The organism is Nocardia sp. NPDC056952, from assembly GCF_042674185.1.
GTDB lineage: Bacteria > Actinomycetota > Actinomycetes > Mycobacteriales > Mycobacteriaceae > Nocardia.
Genome location: NZ_JBHURA010000005.1, coordinates 439,743 through 458,251, shown reverse-complemented (window position 1 = coordinate 458,251; position 18,509 = coordinate 439,743). Strand labels below are relative to the sequence as shown.

Genomic DNA, 18,509 nt, shown 5'->3' with positions numbered 1-18,509 from the left:
CGTTCATGACCACCGTCGTCTGTGCGACTGCCCGACCGTCGGCCGAGCCGGCCGCGCCCTACGACCTCGCCGATCGCTACCGCTCCGGCGCGGGCCCGGTGCTGCTGACCGGGGTCCAGGCCATCGCCCGGCTGCTGGTGGAACAGCACGTGCGCGATATCCGCGCCGGTCGCCGCGTCGCGACGTTCGTCTCCGGCTACCAGGGCAGCCCGCTGGGCGGGGTGGACAAGATGCTGCTCGGCATGCCCGAGGTGCTCACCGAGCACGACATCACCTTCGTCCCCGGGTTCAACGAGGAACTGGCCGCCACCGCGGTCTGGGGCAGCCAGGCCGAGCTGCCCGCCAGGCGGCCGACCCACGACGGCGTGGTCGGAGTCTGGTACGGCAAGGGTCCCGGCGTCGACCGCGCGACCGACGCCATCCGGCACGCCAACATGTACGGCGTGAATCCGCGCGGCGGCGTGCTGCTGCTGGTGGGCGATGATCCGGCCTCGAAGTCGTCGACCGTGCCCGCGGTGAGCGAACGCTCGCTGGCCGCCATGGGTGTGCCCGTTCTGTTCCCGCGCAACGCCGAGGAGATCATCACCCTCGGCATGCAGGGCATCGCGATGTCGCGGGCGTCGGGTTGCGTGGTGGCGTTGAAGATCGTGGCCGATGTCGCCGACGGGGCGTGGACGGTCGGCGCGGATGTAGCCGACCTCGCGCTGACGGTGCCCGAAGTACAGTGGGAGGGAACGACTTTCGTCTACCGGCAGCGGCCGATGGCGGCTCCGACCGACAGCGTGCTCGCCGAAGCGGACCTGTACGGGCCGCGCTGGGCGACGGTGCACGCGTACGGTGCGGCCAACGCTCTCGACGTCGTCGAGGTGGACCCGGCCGAGGCGAAGGTGGGGATCGCGGCCACCGGCACCACCTTCGACGCGGTCCGCCAGGCTCTGCTGGATCTGGGTGTCGACGAGGCGACCATGCACCGCGCCGGAATCCGGTTGCTGCGCATCGGCATGCCCTATCCGCTGGGCACGGCCGCGCTCACCGAGTTCGCCCGCGGGCTCGAGCAGTTGATCGTCGTCGAGGACAAGACCGCGTTCATCGAAACGCAGGTCCGCGAGATCCTCTACGGCACCCCGGACGCGCCCCGCGTGCTCGGCAAGCAGGACGAGCGCGGCGCGCGCCTGATGCCGGTCGACGGCGAACTCACCGCCGGACGGCTGCTGGCGCCGCTGCGCCGGGTGCTACGCGGACGGGTGGAGCTGAAAAGGGCAGCGCCGCCGGCACTTCCGCTGGAAGTTCTCTCCGCCAAGCGGACGCCCTATTTCTGCAGCGGCTGCCCGCACAACCGCTCCACCGCCCTGCCCGACGGCTCGATCGGCGGCGGCGGCATCGGCTGCCACACCCTGGTCACCATGTCCGGACGCACCGACAGCGCGGTCACCGGGCTCACCCAGATGGGCGGTGAGGGCAGTCAGTGGATCGGGCAGGCGCCGTTCACCGATGTGCCGCATCTGTTCCAGAACATCGGCGACGGCACCTTCTTCCATTCCGGGCAGCTGGCGATCCAGGCCTGCGTCGCGGCCGGGGTGAACATCACCTACAAGCTGCTCTGGAACGAGGTCGTCGCGATGACCGGCGCCCAGGACGTGGAGGGCGGGATCACCGTCGCGCAGCTCACCCACAAACTCACCACCGAGGGTGTCCGGAAGGTCGTCATCTGCGCCGATGAGCCGAAGCGGCACAGCAAGCGAGCGCTGGCGAAGGGCACGCTGTTGTGGCATCGCGACCGGCTCGACGAGGCGCAGAAACTGCTGCGCGAGATCGAGGGCGTCACAGTGCTGATCTATGACCAGCACTGCGCCGCCGACGCCCGCAGACAGCGCAAGCGCGGGACACTGCCGACCCGCAACACCCGGGTGGTGATCAACGAGGCCGTATGTGAGGGCTGCGGTGATTGCGGCGCCAAGTCGAACTGCCTGTCGGTGCAGCCGGTCGAGACCGAGTTCGGGCGCAAGACCCGCATCGATCAGACCTCGTGCAACACCGATTACAGCTGCCTGGACGGCGACTGCCCGTCCTTCGTGACGGTGGAGGTGGATCCGGCCGAGGGCAAGTCCCGGCGGCGCGAACCCGTCGAGCCGCCCGCCGTGGCCGACCCGGGCGTGGGCGCGCCGACTCGCACGCAGAACGTGCTGATCGCCGGAATCGGAGGTACCGGCATCGTCACGGTGAACCAGGTCCTGGCCACCGCCGCCCTGCGCGCGGGCTACGAGGTGGAGAGTCTGGACCAGATCGGCCTGAGCCAGAAGGCCGGCCCGGTGCTGTCCCACCTGCGGTTCTCCACAGGGGAATTGGAGCCGGCCAATCGGCTCACTCCCGGCAGCGCCGACTGCCTGCTCGCCGTCGACCTGCTCACCGCCACCGACCCCCGCTACCTCCAGTACGGCGACGCGGCGAGCACCGTGGCAGTGGCGTCGACGAGCCAGACCCCGACCGGCGACATGGTCTTCGACAAGTCGGTGGCCTACCCGGCGACGGACACCCTGCTGGATCGGCTTGCCACGGTGACGCATTCGATCAGTCACTTCGACGCGCTCGCGGCGGCGCTGACGCTGTTCGGGAACACGGCGGCGGCCAATTTCCTGATCGTGGGCGCGGCCGTCCAGAACGGCGGGCTGCGCCTGCCGGTCGCGGCGATCGAGGAGGCCATCGGGATCAACGGTGTCGCGGTGAACGCCACCATCGCGGCGTTCCGGTGGGGGCGCGTCGCCGTGGCCGATCCGGCGGCGTTCGCGGCGGCGGTCGACTCACGTCGGCCGCGACGCACCCAGCCGGTGGCGCCCGCGGAGCTGCTGGCGAACACCAGCGTCGAGGGCGAGGTGCGCCGGATCGTGGAGCTGCGAGCGGCTCAGCTGATCGGCTACCAGAACGCGAAGGTGGCGCATCGATACCTCGAGACGGTCGAATCCGTCTGGGCGGCAGAACGTTCGGTCTCCGAGCGCACCGAATTCAGTGCGGCGGTCGCGCGCGGGCTGTACAAGTTCACGGCCTACAAGGACGAGTACGAAGTGGCCCGGCTGCTCGTGGACCCGGACTTCCTCGCCGACGTGCAGGCCCAGGTGCCCGGTGGCGAGAAGCTCACCTACAAGCTGCACCCGCCGATGCTGCGTGCGCTGGGCCGCGACAAGAAGATCGGTCTGCGGCCGAAGTCGCATGTGGCGCTGAAGGTTCTGGCCAAGGGCAAGTTCCTGCGCGGCACCAAGCTCGACCCCTTCGGCTACGCCCACGTCCGCAAGGTCGAACGCGAACTGCTGGCCCACTACACCGGCATGGTTCGCCGGCTGGCACACGATCTGACCACCGAGAACTACGAAACAGCCACCGCGGCAGCCGCACTCACCGACGTCGTGCGCGGCTACGAGGACATCAAGCTCGGCAATGTCGAGCTGTACCGCGCCGGGCTGCGCGAGCTCGGTATCGAGGACTGACCGAACCACGCTGCCACCGAACCCACGGTGCCACTCGGCTGCCACGACCCACGGCCGAGCGCCCCGCGGTACCACCACGTCGCCGCACCAGCGGCACAACGGAACCGCCGCGTACCCGCGGCATCACCACCCCGCGGCCAGGGCACAACCCTGGTGCGCGGAAACCGGAAAGGAATCGACAGTGACCGTTGCGCACACCGAGGCAGGAGTCTTCGGCCGATCGCACGAGTTGAGCGCCCGCGCCCACGAGCAGGTCGTGTTCTGCGAGGACGACAGGTCCGGGCTGAAAGCGATCATCGCGATCCACTCGACCGCACTCGGCCCGGCCCTCGGCGGAACCCGCTTCTACCCGTACGCCGACGAATCCGCGGCCCTGCAGGACGTGCTGCGGCTGTCCTGGGGGATGACCTACAAGGCCGCCGCGGCCGGTGTCGACCTCGGTGGCGGCAAAGCGGTGATCATCGGCGATCCGGCCACCCTCAAGAGCGAGGACCTGCTCGCCGCCTACGCGCGGTTCGTCGAAACCCTCGGTGGGCGCTACATCACCGCCGGTGACGTGGGCACCAACACCGACGATCTGGATGTCATCGGTCGGCACACCCGCCACGTCACCGGCCGCAGTGTCGGCGCGGGCGGCAGCGGCGACAGTGCCCGGCTGACCGCGCTCGGCGTCTTCCACTCGATGCGCGCCGGAGCCGAATTCGTCTGGGGCGCACCGACACTGGCCGGTCGCACGGTCGGCGTCGAGGGTGTCGGCAAGGTCGGGCGCGAACTCACCGCCCTGCTGCTGGCCGACGGCGCCGAGGTCTGCGTGACCGATGTGAACGAGGCGGCGCTGCGGCGCATCACCGGCGAACTGCCCGCCGTCCGGCTGCTGTCGACAGTGTCCACCGCGCCGGTCGACGTGTACGCCCCCTGCGCGATGGGCGCCACCCTCACCGCGGCGAGCGCCGCGACGATCGAGGCTAAGCTCATCTGCGGCGCGGCGAACAACCAGCTCGCGACACCCGAGGTCGAGCAGGCGCTCACCGACCGCGGCATCACCTGGGTGCCCGATTTCGTGGCCAATGCCGGTGGCCTCATCCAGGTGGCCGGTGAACTGCGCGCCGCCACGCCGGCCGAGGTCGAAGCCGAGGTCGCCGACATCTACCCGCGCTGCCGCGAGATCATCGCCGCCGCCATCACCGAGGGGATCGGGACCGGTGCCGCCGCCAACCGATTCGCCGAGCGCCGTCTCGATGCCATCCCGCGGTCGCTCTCATGACGAGCAAGAGCGGCTTGTTCCGCACCAAGTCCGTCGAGCAGTCGATCCGCGACACCGACGATCCCGATGCCAAGCTGAAGAAGGATCTGACGGCCAAAGACCTGACGATCTTCGGTGTCGCCGTGGTGATCGGCGCGGGCATCTTCACCCTCACCGCGCGCACCGCGGGCACCGTGGCGGGACCGGCGGTCTCACTGGCCTTCGTGTTCGCGGCGATCGCGTGCGGGCTCACGGCCCTGTGCTACGCGGAGTTCGCCTCGACCGTGCCGGTGGCGGGCAGCGCGTACACCTTCGCCTACGCCACCTTCGGCGAGGTGATCGCCTGGATCATCGGCTGGGATCTGATCCTGGAGTTCGCGCTCGCGGTGTCGGTGGTCGCCAAGGGCTGGTCGCAGTACCTCGGCGACGTGCTCGGGTCGTCGGCGCCGGTGGTGCACTTCGGATCGGTGACCTTCGACTGGGGCGCGGTGGTGATCATCGCGGTGGTCGGCGTGCTGCTGGCGACCGGGACCAAGCTGTCCTCGCGGGTCTCGGCCATCGCCGTCGCGATCAAGCTCGGTGTGATCGCGCTGGTGCTGGTGGTCGGCGCGACCTACTTCAAGCCGTCGAACCTGACGCCCTATATCCCTCCCGCGCAACCGTCGGCGAAGGCCGAGGGGATGCACCAGTCGCTGTTCGCCTTCCTCACCGGATCCGGCGGCACCAGCTACGGCTGGTACGGCCTGCTCGCCGCGGCCAGCCTGGTGTTCTTCGCCTTCATCGGCTTCGACGTGGTCGCCACCACCGCCGAGGAGACACGTAACCCGCAGCGCGATGTCCCGCGCGGCATCCTGGGTTCGCTCGCGATCGTGACGGTGCTCTACATCGCGGTCTCGGTGGTCCTCACCGGCATGGTGTCCTACACCGAACTGGCCGACGGCAATGCCACGCTCGCCACAGCTTTCGCCATCCACGGCGATACGTGGGTGAAGAACATCATCGCCATCGGTGCCCTCGCCGGGCTGTCGACGGTGGTCATGGTGATGTTCCTCGGCCAGACCCGAGTGCTGTTCGCCATGGCTCGCGACGGCCTGCTCCCCCGGAGCCTGGCCCAGACCGGTAAGAAGGGCACGCCGGTCCGGCTGACCGTGCTCGTCGGCGTGGTCTGCGCGCTGCTCGCCGGGTTCGTCGACTTCGGCACGCTCGAGGAAATGGTCAATATCGGCACGCTGGTCGCCTTCGTCCTGGTGTCGATCGGCGTCCTGGTACTGCGCCGCACCCGCCCGGACCTGCAGCGCGGATTCCGCGTCCCCTTCGTCCCCGTGGTTCCCATCCTCGGCGCCCTGGCCTGCCTGTGGCTGATGCTCAACCTCTCGATCGAGACGTGGCTGCGGTTCGTGATCTGGATGGCCCTCGGTGTCATCGTCTACTTCGCCTACGGGCGCCGACACTCGGTTCTCGGCCGCAAGCGACCGGATTCCGCGGAACCGGAACTGACACCGGTTCGATAAACCCGGCATGCCCGTCAAGCCCGGCGATCCCCTGATCGCCGGGCTTCGCGCGTGCGGTCAGAGTGTCAGCTGACCGGCCGCCGCCGTGAGCAGGTCGATGAGGTCGCGATCGTGCACGGGCAGGCGGCCGGTCTTGCCGATCGCGGCCAGGGCACCGGTGACGGTGCCGTCGGCGGTGCGGACCGGGACCGCGACGGCGCTGCGGCCGAGGCGGCATTCGTTCACCTCGACGGCGACGCCGTCCACGGCGACTCGGCGCAGCTCGGCGGCGAGATCGGCGGCGTCGGTGATGGTGGAGGTGGTGACCTTGCGCAACGTTGCCTCGACCACGGATTCGGGATGCCGCGCCAACAGGATCTTGCCGATAGCGGAGGCGTGCGGGCAGGTGAGCAGCACCTTCTCACCACTGAGCTCGTGGTCGGGGTCCTTGTCGATCATCCTGATCCGGCCGTCGGCGAAGGAGGCGAGATGGATGCCGAAGCGCAGCTGGGCGCGCAGTTCGCCGAGGATCCGGGGATTGCCCGAGACGGGCTCGGCCGCCCCGGCGAGTTCACGGGTACGGCGGCCGAGGGCGAAACCGGACAGGTCCTCGATCCGCACCAGGTACCCGTCGGCGACAAGCAGATTCAGCAGGCGGTACGCGGTCGCAGGGGCGATGCCGGTCTGCGCGGCGATGTCCTTCGCGGTGGCGCCCGAACCCAGTCGCGCCACGGCCTCGAGCAGCGCGAGGGCCTTCTGGACAGCCCTCGGCTCGTGCCCGGTCGGGCCGTCGCGGCGGGTCGTCGTTGTCACTGTTCGGCGCGGTCCGCCCCTACCAGGGCCATCTCGCCGCGGGCGTTGACGGCGAACACCCCGGCGCCGGGCAGGACGTCCGCGGATTCGGGACTGTCGAAAACACCGATGGCCATGAGACTTCCGGGACAGCTGTCCCGCAGATAGCGATACCAGCCGGCACCGGCCAGCAGCACCGCGAGCACCGTCACGGGCGCGACCACCACACCGTCGCTCGCATCCGACACCGTCAGACAGACCAGCACCGCGGCGAGCACCCCACTGCCGACCCACCCGGCGACGAGGTCGGCGCGGCTGCGCTCGCGGATCCGGCCGAGGAACAGCACAGCACCCACCGCGACCAGGATGTAGGACAGCGCGAGTGCCGTGCGCATCACGGTCTTGGCCGCGGCGGGCACACCGTCGAGCGCGACGAAACCCGAACCGACCGTCGCGACGATGCCGATGATCACCACCAACGCCACGTGCGGGGTCCGCAACCGCATGCCGACGCGGCTGAGAACCCGCGGCAACACACCCTCCACGCTCATCGAATACACAAGCCGCGACGCGGCGTTCGACGAAGCCATCGACGACCCGAGCCACGAGCACGTCAGCCCCGCGTCGAGCAGGATCACCACGAGCAGACTCGACCCACTCGCCGTCCCGTGCAGATACGCGTTCACCACCGCCCCCGCATGCCCGGACCAGGCCGCCCACGACGCGAAGATGAACAGCGCCCCGCACAGCACCGGGGTGAGCAGCACCGTTCGGGTCACGGTGACCAGCGGACGCCGCGTCTCCGGTGCGAAGAACGTGGCGCTCTCGAAACCCGCGAGCGCGAACAGCGCCGACATCGCGATGGCCAGCACCGCGGGAACATTCGGTGCGGCCGGGGTGATCGCGACAGCAGGCCCCGACACCAGCATGAGGCCGATGATGAAGGCCAGCGAACATGCCTCGACCGCCAGGATCGCGATCGCGGCGAACCGCACACCACGCACCAGCACCGCGCCGATCAGCACCGCGATGCCGAGATAGACGGCCCCGATCTGCCAGCCGCGTAGCGTGATTCCCAGCTGCGCTGCCAAGGCCAGAGCGGTCTGCGACCCGTGATACATCGTCAGCGACGCACTGCCCAGGTACTTCACCAGCATTCCGACACCACAGGTCAGCGCCGCGCGCGGTCCTGCGCCGTGGCTGACGAAGGTGTAGAGCCCACCCGCCGCGGACAGGCGCCGGGTGAACTGTGCGACGCAGTACGCGATCAGCGTGATGACCAGCGTCGCGATGACGATCGTCACCAGGCCGGGCAGCAGGGCGTTGTGGGTGAGCATCGTGGCCGGCAACAGCACCATCGACGCGGCGGGCGCGGTGGTCGCGATCGACTGGCCGAGCAACGCCAGACCCGGCAGTTGCCTGCGCCCCAGCGCCCGCAACGGCGACACCGCGGGGCGCTCGGGTTCCCCGGCCGCGAACGAGCGCGCGACCGCGTCGGCCAGTGCCGTCATCCCACACCTCCCAGCGTTGTCGGTGCGGGCGAGGATATCCAGACCTGGTTTCGGCGGTATTGCGGGCGCGAGTCGACCGGTGGCAACCGAGCGAGAAAGTGACGGCGGGCGATCCCACTCGCCGATCGGTGAACGTTTTCCGCGGCGTAGCGGCGCCGACCCACCGCTGACGGACGCTGTCGCAGAACGGATATCGCGGCGGACGGAGCTACCCATGGCAGTCACCAGAAGATCATTCATGCAGAGTCTCGGCATCACCGGCGGGGCCGGCCTCGCCTACGGCGCGATGTCGACCCTCGGCCTCGCGCCCGCCACGGCGCAGGTGTCGTTCCGCTCGCCCGCCATGGGCGACCTCATCGGCAAGGGCGACGGTGGCGCGAAGGTGGCGATCCTCGGCGGCGGCCCGGCGGGGTTGTGCGCGGCCTACGAACTGGGCAAGGCCGGATACGACGTGACCGTGCTCGAAGCCAGGAAGCGCGCGGGCGGACGGGTGTGGTCGGTGCGCAACGGCACCACCGAAACCGATCTCAACGGCGAAACCCAGAGCTGTACCTTCGCCGAAGGGCACTATTTCAATCTGGGCGCCACGCGAATTCCGCAGGGCCACATCACCCTCGACTACTGTCGCGAACTCGGTGTCGAGATCCAGCCGTTCGGCAATCAGAACGCGTCCACCTTGGTCAACTATCAGAGCGGCACCTCGATCTCCGGGCAGTCGGTGCAATACCGCGCCGCCAAGGCCGACATGTACGGCTACATGTCCGAGCTGCTGCAGAAGGCCGCGACGCGGGGCGCACTCGACGACGTGCTCTCCGGCGCCGACAAGGAAGCGCTGTCGTCGTTCCTGCGCGATTTCGGCGACCTCTCCAGTGACGGCCGCTATCTCGGCTCGACGCGGCGCGGCTACACCGCCGAACCCGGCGCGGGTCTGAACTTCGGCGAACAGCCGAAGCCGTTCCCGATGTCCGACACGATCCGCAGCGGTCTCGGCCGCAACTTCAGCTTCGAATTCGGCTACGACCAGGCCATGATGATGATGACCCCGGTCGGTGGCATGGACCGCATCTACGCCGCCTTCCAGCGCGAGATCGGCACGCAGCGCATCCATTTCGGCGCCGAGGTGTCGGCGATGAAGAACACCCCCGAGGGTGTGCGGATCGAATACACCCAGGACGGCGCGCGCAAGTCCCTCGACGCCGACTACTGCATCTGCACGCTGCCGCCTCATCTCGTCGGCCGACTGGCCAACAACCTGCCCGCCGACGTGCTCACCGCGCTGAAAGCGGCGATCCCGGTGTCCTCGGGCAAGCTCGGCATCGAGTACTCGCGCCGCTGGTGGGAGCTCGACGACCGGATCTACGGCGGCGCGAGCAATACCGACAAGGACATCGCGCAGATCATGTTCCCCTACGACCACTACAACGGTGACCGTGGCGTGGTGGTCGGCTACTACAACACCGGCAAACGTCATCAGGCCTTCGAATCGCTCACCCACCGGCAACGTCTGGCGAAGGCCGTCGACGAGGGCGCGGCGATTCACGGCGACAAGTACCGCGCCGACATCGCCTCGTCGTTCTCCGGCAGCTGGCGGCGGACCGCGTACTCCGAGGGCGCGTGGGTCGGGTGGTCGGGCAGCAGCTCCCACGGCGGCGAGGCCACCCCCGAGTACACGAAGCTCCTTGCCCCCGTGGAGCGCATCTACTTCGCCGGGGACCACCTGTCCAACGCGATCGCCTGGCAACACGGCGCCTTCACCTCCGCCCGCGACGTGGTGACCGCCCTGCACGCTCGCGTCGCCGCCTGAATCTCTCACCCCGACAAGGAGTATCGACCATGAAGACGACGATCACCCTGGCCGTGACGGCCCTCGCGGCGCTGACCCTCACCTCCTGCTCGGCCGACCCGGCCGAGCCGAAGCCGTCCGCTGCGCCGAGTACCTCGGTTCTCGAAGCGGGACAGGCGAATCCGATGATCGCCCAAGGCGTGACGATCGCCGCCGACGCCACCGTCTACAAGACCAGCGGGCTGGGCCCCACCGCCACCAACAAGGCCGCCCCCACCGGCAGCCCCGAATCCTTCATCGACACCCAGCAGTTCGCGGACGCGAAGCTGCCGGCCGGTGTCACCGTCACCGAGGCACAGGGCATGTCGGTGCTGGCCAGAATCCGGGAGAACCTCGAAGCTCAGGGCCTGACCCTGGACGACGTCATCACCATGCGCGTGTTCCTCGACAACGCCCCCGGCACCGACCGTGCCGACTACGCCGGCTGGAACCGCGCCTACCGGCAGTTCTTCGCGAATACGAACCTCACCACCGGCGACACCGAACTGGTCCCGCTCGGCAGCGCCGCCCCGGCCGCACCCCTGGTCCGCAACGCGGCACGACCGAGCCGCTTCGCCCTGGAAGTGGCGAGTCTGCCGGTGGCGGGGTGGCTGGTCGAAGTCGAAGTCGACGCTGTGTACCCGGCCCGTAAATGAGCCGGCTCGCCTGACGAATTCCCTGGTCAAGGTCACGTCCGGCCGGTGCGATAACTCACGTTCTCGCCAGCCTGTGGCACTGAGTGCCAGCCCGGGTGAAATAATCCCCGGGACAGCCAGGGCAATGCGATGTTGGGAGTTCTCCAGTGGAGTTGATCGGTGTAATCGGAGGCGGCACGATGGGCGCGGGGATCGCGGAGGTGTGCGCCAAGGCGGGCAGCTCGGTGCTCGTGCTCGAGACGAAGCCGGAGTTCGCCGAGGCGGCACAGAACCGGATCGCCACCTCGATCGGCCGTGCCGTGACCAAGGGCAAGATCACCCAGCACGAGGCCGACGCGGTGCTCGCGCGGGTGCGCGTCACCCTGGACATGGACGAGTTCGCCGATCGTGACCTGGTGATCGAGGCGGTGCCGGAGATCGAGGCGCTCAAGTACGAGATCTTCGGCAAGCTGGACAAGATCGTCAAGCCCGAGGGCATCCTCGCCACCAACACCTCCTCGATCCCCGTGATCAAGGTGGCCGGGGCGACCAAGCGGCCCGAGCGGGTCGTGGGCGTGCACTTCTTCAACCCCGTGCCGGTGATGCCGCTGGTCGAGATCATCTCGACCCTGGTGACCGCGCCGGAAGCGGCCGTGGCCGTCACCGACTACGTGAAGAACACCCTCGGCAAGATGGCTGTGCAGGCCGGTGACCGCTCCGGGTTCATCGTCAACGCGCTGCTCATCCCCTACCTGTGTTCGGCGATCCGGATGCTCGAGTCGGGCTACGCCACCGCCGAGGACATCGACGCGGCGATGAAGGGCGGCTGCGGCTACCCGATGGGCCCGCTGACGCTGCTCGACACCGTCGGCCTCGACATCGCCCTCGCGGCGTCGGAGTCGCTCTACGCGGAGTTCGCCGAGCCGCACCTCGCCCCGCCCGCGCTGCTGCGCCGGATGGTGGACGCGGGCCGACTGGGCCGCAAGACCGGACGCGGGTTCTACGACTACGCGAAGTAATGCTGATTCCCGCAGGAGCCAGGTGCTCCTGCGGGAACCTCGGCGAGCCCCCGCTCACGCGGGCGCGAGATGGTTCGCTCCGGGCGCCGGGAAGAAGCCGATGTCGATGTAGTGGTCGAAGTAGCGGGCGATGACCGCGGCGTCGACCGCGGGGAACTCGATCGGCAGGCCGCGGAAGGGTTCGGCGGGGGCCGATTCCACGCCGGTGAGCACCGACGCCGGATTCGCCTTGGCGAGCGCGGCCGCGTAGTTGCCGCTCAGTGCCGAAGCCCGCGCCAGGATGGGGTCCGCGTCCCGGCGTTCGGCCGCGGTGGAGAGCTGGAGGCCGAATTCCATCGGGTCGATGAAGTCGAAACGGTAACCGCGACTGCGGATCTCCTCGTAGACGACCTGCAACGGCACCTGCGCACCGGAGGCCCGGAAGATATTACCGATGGCCGCCGCCTGGCGGGACCGGCTGACGATCCCCGCCGCGACATGGTCGACCGGGGCCATCTCGATGGCGATCGCGCGCACATCGACCGCCACCCCGAGCACCAGCATGGACCGCAACATCGTCCACCAGGCGTCCTCGGCGGGGGCGACGCCCGTGCGGGAGTCGCCGGTGATCAAGCCGGGGCGGTAGACGGCGATGGGAACGCCACGCTCGATCGCGGCGTGCACGAGCTGCTCGGCGACCCACTTGGTCATCGCGTAACCGGGCAGACCGGCGGGCACCCCGTTGTCCTGCGGGACCCCCGCCAGCACCGACAGGGTCGACACATAGTGGATCGGCTTGACCCTGGTGGTGGTGGCCAGGCGCAACACCTCGGTGGTGCCACAGACATTGGCCGCTCGCATCCGCGCGTACGGTTCGAGGTGGTTCACCAGCGCGCCGTTGTGGTAGATCGCGTCGGCCCTGGCGGCGAGTTCGGCGAAGCGCAGTGGGTCCATGCCGAGGTTCGGCTGCGCGAGATCGCCGGGGACGCCGACGATCCGGTCGCGATAGGGCCACAGGTCGATGTGGTACTTCGCGGCGGTGGAGACGACGCGATCCACCGCGCCCGCGTCATCGGTGGCGCGGACCAGGCAGTGGACGGTCGCCGACGTCTGTTCGAGGAGTTCGCGCAGCAGGAAGCTGCCGAGGAACCCGGTGGCGCCGGTGAGCAGCAGCGTGGCCGGTGCGCCGGTGCGCTGGGGCGCGCAGCCGGTGAGGTCGATCGACGGGTCGAGGATCGCGTCCACGGCCGGATCGGGACCGGCGGCCGAGGCCGACGACTCGTCGCGCAACGCCAGTGCCAGGTCGCTGACCAGCGGATAGCTGAACAACAGGCGCAGCGGCACCTCGATGCCCAGTTGCTCGGCGAGGGTGGCGCGCACCCGGATCGCCGCGAGCGAGGTGCCGCCGAGGACGAAGAAGTCGTCGTCACGGCCGACCCGGTCGAGATCGAGCGCTCCGGCGATCGCCGAGGCGACGATCTGCTCGTCGGCGGTGGCCGGCGCCTGGTATTCGCGGATCTCCACGGCGGGCGCGGGCAGCGCCTTGCGGTCGAGCTTGCCGGTGGCCCCGAGCGGGAACTCGTCGAGCACCAGCAGACGGTGCGGAATCATGTACGGGGGCAACAGGGTTCGAATGGTCGCCAGCACCTCGGCGGTGTCGACCGATGCGTCTAGGGGTGTCACGTAGCCGACCAGCTGTTCGTGATGCACCGCGACCGCCGCCCCCGCGACCGCAGGATGCGTGCGCAGCGCCGCCTCGATCTCGCCGGGTTCGATGCGCAGGCCGTGCAGTTTGAGCTGAACGTCGGTGCGGCCCAGGTAGGTCAGATCACCGGACGGGAGTCTGCGCACCAGATCGCCGGTGCGGTACATGCGCTCACCGACGGGACCGTACGGGTCGGCGACGAATCGCTCCATCGTCTTGTCGGGGCTGCCGAGGTAGCCGCGGGCCAGCTGCGCGCCGGCCAGGTACAGCTCGCCGGGCGTGCCGACGGGCACCGGCCGCAGCCGCGCGTCGAGCACGTAGGCGCGAGAATTCCAGTGCGGCAAACCGATCGGAACGATGCCGTCGCCCACCTCGGTCACATCGGCGCCGGTGATCGACACGGTGGCCTCGGTGGGACCGTACAGATTGTGCAGTCGACCCGCGGTGACGGTGGTGAAGCGTTCGATGGTGGCATTCGGCAGCGCCTCACCGCCGACCCACACCGCGCGCAGCGAACGCAGGGCGCCGGTGGGCGCGGCATCCAGCAGCATCTGCAGGACCGAGGGCACGATGGTCGTGCCGGTCACACGATGGCGGGCGACGAGTTCGGCGAGGTAGGCGGGATCGGTGAGCCCCTGCGTGGCGGCCACGACCATGTGCGCACCGGCGCGCAACGGGGAAGCGAAACCGATCATCGAGGCATCGAAGGTGAACGGAATCGACTGCAGGACAGTGTCGGACTCCCCCACCCCGTATTCGCCGACCATGAACGCGGCCTGGTTGACGATCGCCGAATGCGGCACGCCGACGCCCTTCGGCTTGCCCGTCGAACCGGACGTGAAGATCACATACGCCAGGTCGAGAGTGTGCAGTGGGCGCAGCCGGTCGGCGTCGGTCAGCCAGGCGTCCGAGAGGTGCGACAGTGCCACCCGGTCCACGGTGACGACCGGCAGGCCGTCGGCCGCGATCGCGTCGCCGGTGGTGGTCAGCAGGCAGACCGGCCGTGCGGCGGCGAGGATGTCGGCGCGGCGCTCGGCGGGCGAATCGGGATCGAGCGGCACATAGGCGCCACCGGCCGCGAACACGGCGTACATGGCGACGACGAGATCGATCGACGGCCGAATCGCCACGCCCACCGTGCTTCCGGGGCCGACACCGTCGGCGACGAGCAGCCGAGCCAGCCGGTTGACCCGGCCGGCCAGCTCGCCGTAGGTCACCGTGACCTCGCCGAAAGTGACCGCGGGTGCGTCCGGACGATGCTGGGCGCGGGCCTGGAACTCGTCGAGCAACGTCGCGTCGGGGACGAGCCGGAGCTCGCCCGAGGGCTCGGTCAGCTCGGCTTCGGTCAGGACCGGCAGGTCGCCGACGGGCCGGTGCGGGGCGGCGACCGCCGCGGCCAGCAGCCTGGACAGGCGGGCACCGAGCTTGGCCATGGTCGAGGCGTCGAACAGGTCGGTGGCGTAGCGCCAGGAGCAGCGCAGACCGGCGGGTCCGTCACTGTCCTCGAGCGGAACAACGGTGAGCTGGAGATCCACCGGCGCCGCTTCCTCGCCCAGATCCACCGCCGACACCGTCAGCTCGGGCAGTTCGAGGCGCGTGGCGCCGAAGTTCTGGAACGACAGCGCCACCTGGTACAGCGGGTGGTGCGCCTGGGTCCGTGGCGGATCCAGTTCGGCGACAAGGCGTTCGAACGGCACATCGGCGTGGGCGAAGGCGGCCAGATCGATATCGCGAACCCGATCGAGCAGGGACGCGAAGGATTCGGCGGCGTCGACGCGGGTGCGCAACACGATGGTGTTGACGAACATGCCGACGAGATCGTCGAGCTCGGGCTCGCCACGGCCCGCGACCGGCGCGCCGACGGTGACGTCCTCGGTACCGGCGACCCGCGCCAGCAGCACCGACAGCGCCGCCCGCACCACCATGAACAGCGAGGCATTGTGTTCGCGCGCCAGGGTTTCCAGCGCGGCATGCACCTCGGCGGATACCGCGAAGTCCTGGGCGGCGCCGCGAGTGCCCGCCACCGGCGGACGCGGCCGGTCGGTGGGCAGCTCGAGCAGGGCCGGGGCACCGGCGAGCGCGGTGCGCCAGAACCCGAGCTGTTCGGCCAGCAGCGAGCCTGCATCGTCTGCCGCGCCGAGCATTTCCTGCTGCCAGAGCGTGTAGTCCGCGTACTGCACGGGCAACGGCGCCCAGCCGGGCGCCGCACCGGCGGCGCGGGCGGCGTAGGCGGTCATCAGGTCGCGCGTCAGCGGGCCGAGCGAGAAGCCGTCGGTGGCGATGTGGTGCACGACCACCGCCAGCACATGGTCGGTCGCGGAGAGCCGGAAGACGGCCGCGCGCACGGGAACTCGACGGCACACATCGAATCCGCCGAACGTCAGCCTGGCCAGTGCGCCCGGCAGATCGGCTTCCGCGATCGGGTCGACCACCACGTCGAGGCCGGCCTGCGCCAGGGGCAGCACCTGCTGGAAGCCGGCGCCCTCGTGCTCGGGGTACACCGTGCGCAGCACCTCGTGGCGTTCGAGCACGTCGTCGAGTGCGGCGGTGAGCGCGACGGTGTCGAGCGGGCCGGTCATCCGCAGCGCGACCGGGATGTTGTAGGCGCTGGAGTCGGGATCCAGCCGCGCCATGAACCACATGCGCTGCTGGGCCAGCGACAGCGGGACGTGCGCACCACGTTCGCGGCGGATCAGCGGCACCCGCGCCGACGCGGCACCGACCAGCGCGTCGAGCGCACCGGCCAGCTCGGCCACCGTGCCGTGCTCGAACACGGTGCGGGCCGGTACCCGCACACCCACCGCGGCACCGAGCCGGCCGGCCAGCTGGGTGGCGAGCAGCGAATTGCCACCGAGGGCGAAGAAGTCGTCGCCGCGCCCGATCGGGTCGGCGCCGAGCAGTTCGGCGAAGACCGCGGCCACGGTGCGTTCGGTGTCACCGCGCGGCTCCTCGAACTCGCGGGCGGTGAGTTCCGGCGCGGGCAGTGCCCGGTGATCGAGCTTGCCGACCGGCGTCAACGGCACCTCGTCGAGCACCATGATCGCGGCGGGCACCGCGTGCTGGGGCAGGTGCCGCTCGGCCAGCCGGGTGAGTGCCGCCGTGTCGATCGTGGCACCCGGGGCCGCGACGAGGTAGGAGACGAGCGCGCTCTCCCCGCTGGGCAGCGTCCGGATCAGCGTGGCGGCGAAGCGCACCGCGTCGTCGGCGGCGAACAGCGCGTCGATCTCGCCGAGTTCGATGCGGAAACCACGTAGCTTCACCTGCGCGTCGGTGCGCCCGAGGAATTTCAGGCCGACCCCGCCGGGCACGGGAACCCACTGCACCAGGTCACCGGTGCGATAGAGCCTGCCGCGACCGAGCGGGTCGGCGACGAATCTGCTCGCGGTGAGCCCGGCGCGATCGTGGTAGCCGCGGGCCAGACCTTCGCCGGTGAGATACAGCTCGCCGGGCACCCGATCCGGAACCGGGCGCAGGCGGGCGTCGAGGACCAGTGCCGTCATCCCGGGGATCGTGTCGCCCATGGTGATCACGTCGTCGGCGGTCAGCCGATCGCTCATCGCGCAGACGATGGTGGTCTCGGTCGGGCCGTACACATTGAAGAACGCGCGGCCGGGCGCCCACCGCGCGATCAACTCGGGCGGATAGGCCTCACCGCCGACGGCGAGCGCGGCCAGTTCCGGCAGCGCCGCCGGGTCGAGCCCGGCCAGGGCGGCGGGCGTGATGAAGGCGTGGGTCACCCGTTCGGCGCGCAGCAGTTCGGTCAGTTCGTCGCCACCGTAGACATCGGGCGGCGCGATGACCATCGTCGCGCTCGCGCCGATCGCCAGCAGCATCTCCAGCATGCTGGCGTCGAAGCTGGGCGAGGCGAAGTGCAGCGTGCGCGAGGCGGCGGTGATACCGAAGCGGCGGACCTGTTCGGCGCACAGACCGGCCAGGCCGGTGTGGGTGACCGCGACCCCCTTGGGGACGCCGGTCGAGCCGGAGGTGTAGATGATGTAGGCGAGGTCGTCCGGGGAAAGCCTGCGGACGCGTTCGCCCGCGCTCACGGGTTCATCCGACATCGCGGCGCATTCGGCGCCGAACTCGTCGGAATCGAGGGCGAGCCACTGGATCCCGGCGTCGAGCCGGGCCGCGTCCGCCGTCTTGGCCAGCCCGAACGCGGCACCGGAGTCGGCGAGCATATGGGCCACCCGTTCGGCCGGGTAGCGGGGATCGACGGGCACGAAGGTGGCGCCGGACTTGGCGGCCGCCCAGACCGCGACCACGGACTCGATCGAGCGGGTCAGCGCGAGGACGAACCGGTCACCGGGGCCGAGGCCGCGGGCGATCAGCACCCTGGCCAGACGCGACGACCACTGGTCCAGTTCGGTGTAGGTGAGGGTCTGCCCGGCGAATCGCAACGCGGGCGCCTCGGGGGCACGCTCGACGGCGGCCAGCAGGAGGCGCGGCAACGTGGACGTCACGGGCGCGCGGCGGATTCGCCGTGCGGCGCGACGGCGTACGCCAGAAGCTTGCTCAGTCACCGGAAAGGCTTCCCTTCACCATGGATCACCCTTGCGATCGCACATCTCGAACATCGCCTGGACTCTCGGCTACACGGGGTATCGGAAAAATCCTGCGTGACGGTACCGCAAATATCTCATCAATTTCGGCGCAGTGGCAATTTGATCGTTTCAACGTACACACCAATGGGTATAGCCGACTGGCCAGTTTGTTACACAGCTCATACGCAGGTCATACGCCGGACGAAACATCTCCGAGCGGACAGGAGCGTTTCACATTTCCACTATTCGTCGCCCGGTCACCGACCTGCACATCCGTGACGATTCCTCCG

General features: G+C 69.6%; 9 protein-coding genes. 6 read left to right on the top strand and 3 right to left on the bottom strand.

Going from position 1 to position 18,509, the window contains the following annotated elements:
• Window positions 1-5 precede the first annotated feature (5 nt).
• From ACFTS5_RS20855 to ACFTS5_RS20845, 3 genes are all read left to right on the top strand, one after another.
• On the top strand, window positions 6-3,479 hold the full coding sequence (locus tag ACFTS5_RS20855; RefSeq protein ID WP_378633320.1) for an indolepyruvate ferredoxin oxidoreductase family protein: 3,474 nt from the start codon (window positions 6-8) through the stop codon (window positions 3,477-3,479).
• 181 nt (window positions 3,480-3,660) lie between these two features.
• Window positions 3,661-4,743, top strand: coding sequence for a Glu/Leu/Phe/Val dehydrogenase dimerization domain-containing protein (locus ACFTS5_RS20850; RefSeq protein ID WP_378633317.1), 1,083 nt, complete (start codon window positions 3,661-3,663; stop codon window positions 4,741-4,743).
• Window positions 4,740-6,233 (top strand): APC family permease, encoded by a 1,494-nt coding sequence (locus ACFTS5_RS20845; RefSeq protein ID WP_378633315.1) that lies wholly within the window; start codon window positions 4,740-4,742, stop codon window positions 6,231-6,233. Before ACFTS5_RS20850 ends, ACFTS5_RS20845 begins: the two co-directional genes overlap by 4 nt.
• 57 nt (window positions 6,234-6,290) lie before the next feature.
• On the opposite strand, the gene ACFTS5_RS20840 is transcribed toward ACFTS5_RS20845, so the two are convergent.
• Together ACFTS5_RS20840 and ACFTS5_RS20835 are read right to left on the bottom strand one after the other, a co-directional pair.
• A complete protein-coding gene (locus ACFTS5_RS20840; protein ID WP_378633312.1) occupies window positions 6,291-7,025 on the bottom strand; it encodes an IclR family transcriptional regulator in 735 nt (244 codons plus the stop codon).
• Entirely contained in the window at window positions 7,022-8,515 is a 1,494-nt protein-coding gene (locus ACFTS5_RS20835; RefSeq protein ID WP_378633309.1) for an APC family permease, read from the bottom strand. The genes ACFTS5_RS20840 and ACFTS5_RS20835 overlap by 4 nt, the downstream gene beginning before the upstream one ends.
• A 238-nt stretch (window positions 8,516-8,753) precedes the next feature.
• Between ACFTS5_RS20835 and ACFTS5_RS20830 the strand changes: the two genes are divergently transcribed.
• From ACFTS5_RS20830 to ACFTS5_RS20820, 3 genes are all read left to right on the top strand, one after another.
• Window positions 8,754-10,319, top strand: a complete 1,566-nt coding sequence (locus ACFTS5_RS20830; RefSeq protein ID WP_378633479.1) for a flavin monoamine oxidase family protein — start codon at window positions 8,754-8,756, stop codon at window positions 10,317-10,319.
• Between the two features lie 29 nt (window positions 10,320-10,348).
• Window positions 10,349-10,993 carry a Rid family hydrolase gene (locus ACFTS5_RS20825; protein WP_378633307.1) on the top strand — a complete coding sequence of 215 codons (645 nt, stop codon included), beginning with the start codon at window positions 10,349-10,351 and terminating at the stop codon, window positions 10,991-10,993.
• A gap of 146 nt (window positions 10,994-11,139) precedes the next feature.
• Window positions 11,140-11,991, top strand: coding sequence for a 3-hydroxybutyryl-CoA dehydrogenase (locus ACFTS5_RS20820; RefSeq protein WP_378633304.1), 852 nt, complete (start codon window positions 11,140-11,142; stop codon window positions 11,989-11,991).
• A 54-nt stretch (window positions 11,992-12,045) separates the two neighbouring features.
• Here the strand turns inward: ACFTS5_RS20820 and ACFTS5_RS20815 are convergent, their stop codons facing one another.
• Window positions 12,046-18,198, bottom strand: coding sequence for an amino acid adenylation domain-containing protein (locus ACFTS5_RS20815; protein WP_378633302.1), 6,153 nt, complete (start codon window positions 18,196-18,198; stop codon window positions 12,046-12,048).
• Between the last annotated feature and the right edge of the window lie 311 nt (window positions 18,199-18,509).

What these genes read in the sequence shown, in the direction of transcription:
- ACFTS5_RS20855 (WP_378633320.1), top strand. Translation starts at nt 6, where the DNA reads ATGACCACCGTCGTCTGTGCGACTGCCCGACCGTCGGCCGAGCCGGCC.
- ACFTS5_RS20845 (WP_378633315.1), top strand. Translation starts at nt 4,740, where the DNA reads ATGACGAGCAAGAGCGGCTTGTTCCGCACCAAGTCCGTCGAGCAGTCG.
- ACFTS5_RS20835 (WP_378633309.1), bottom strand. Translation starts at nt 8,515, where the DNA reads ATGACGGCACTGGCCGACGCGGTCGCGCGCTCGTTCGCGGCCGGGGAA.
- ACFTS5_RS20830 (WP_378633479.1), top strand. Translation starts at nt 8,754, where the DNA reads ATGCAGAGTCTCGGCATCACCGGCGGGGCCGGCCTCGCCTACGGCGCG.
- ACFTS5_RS20825 (WP_378633307.1), top strand. Translation starts at nt 10,349, where the DNA reads ATGAAGACGACGATCACCCTGGCCGTGACGGCCCTCGCGGCGCTGACC.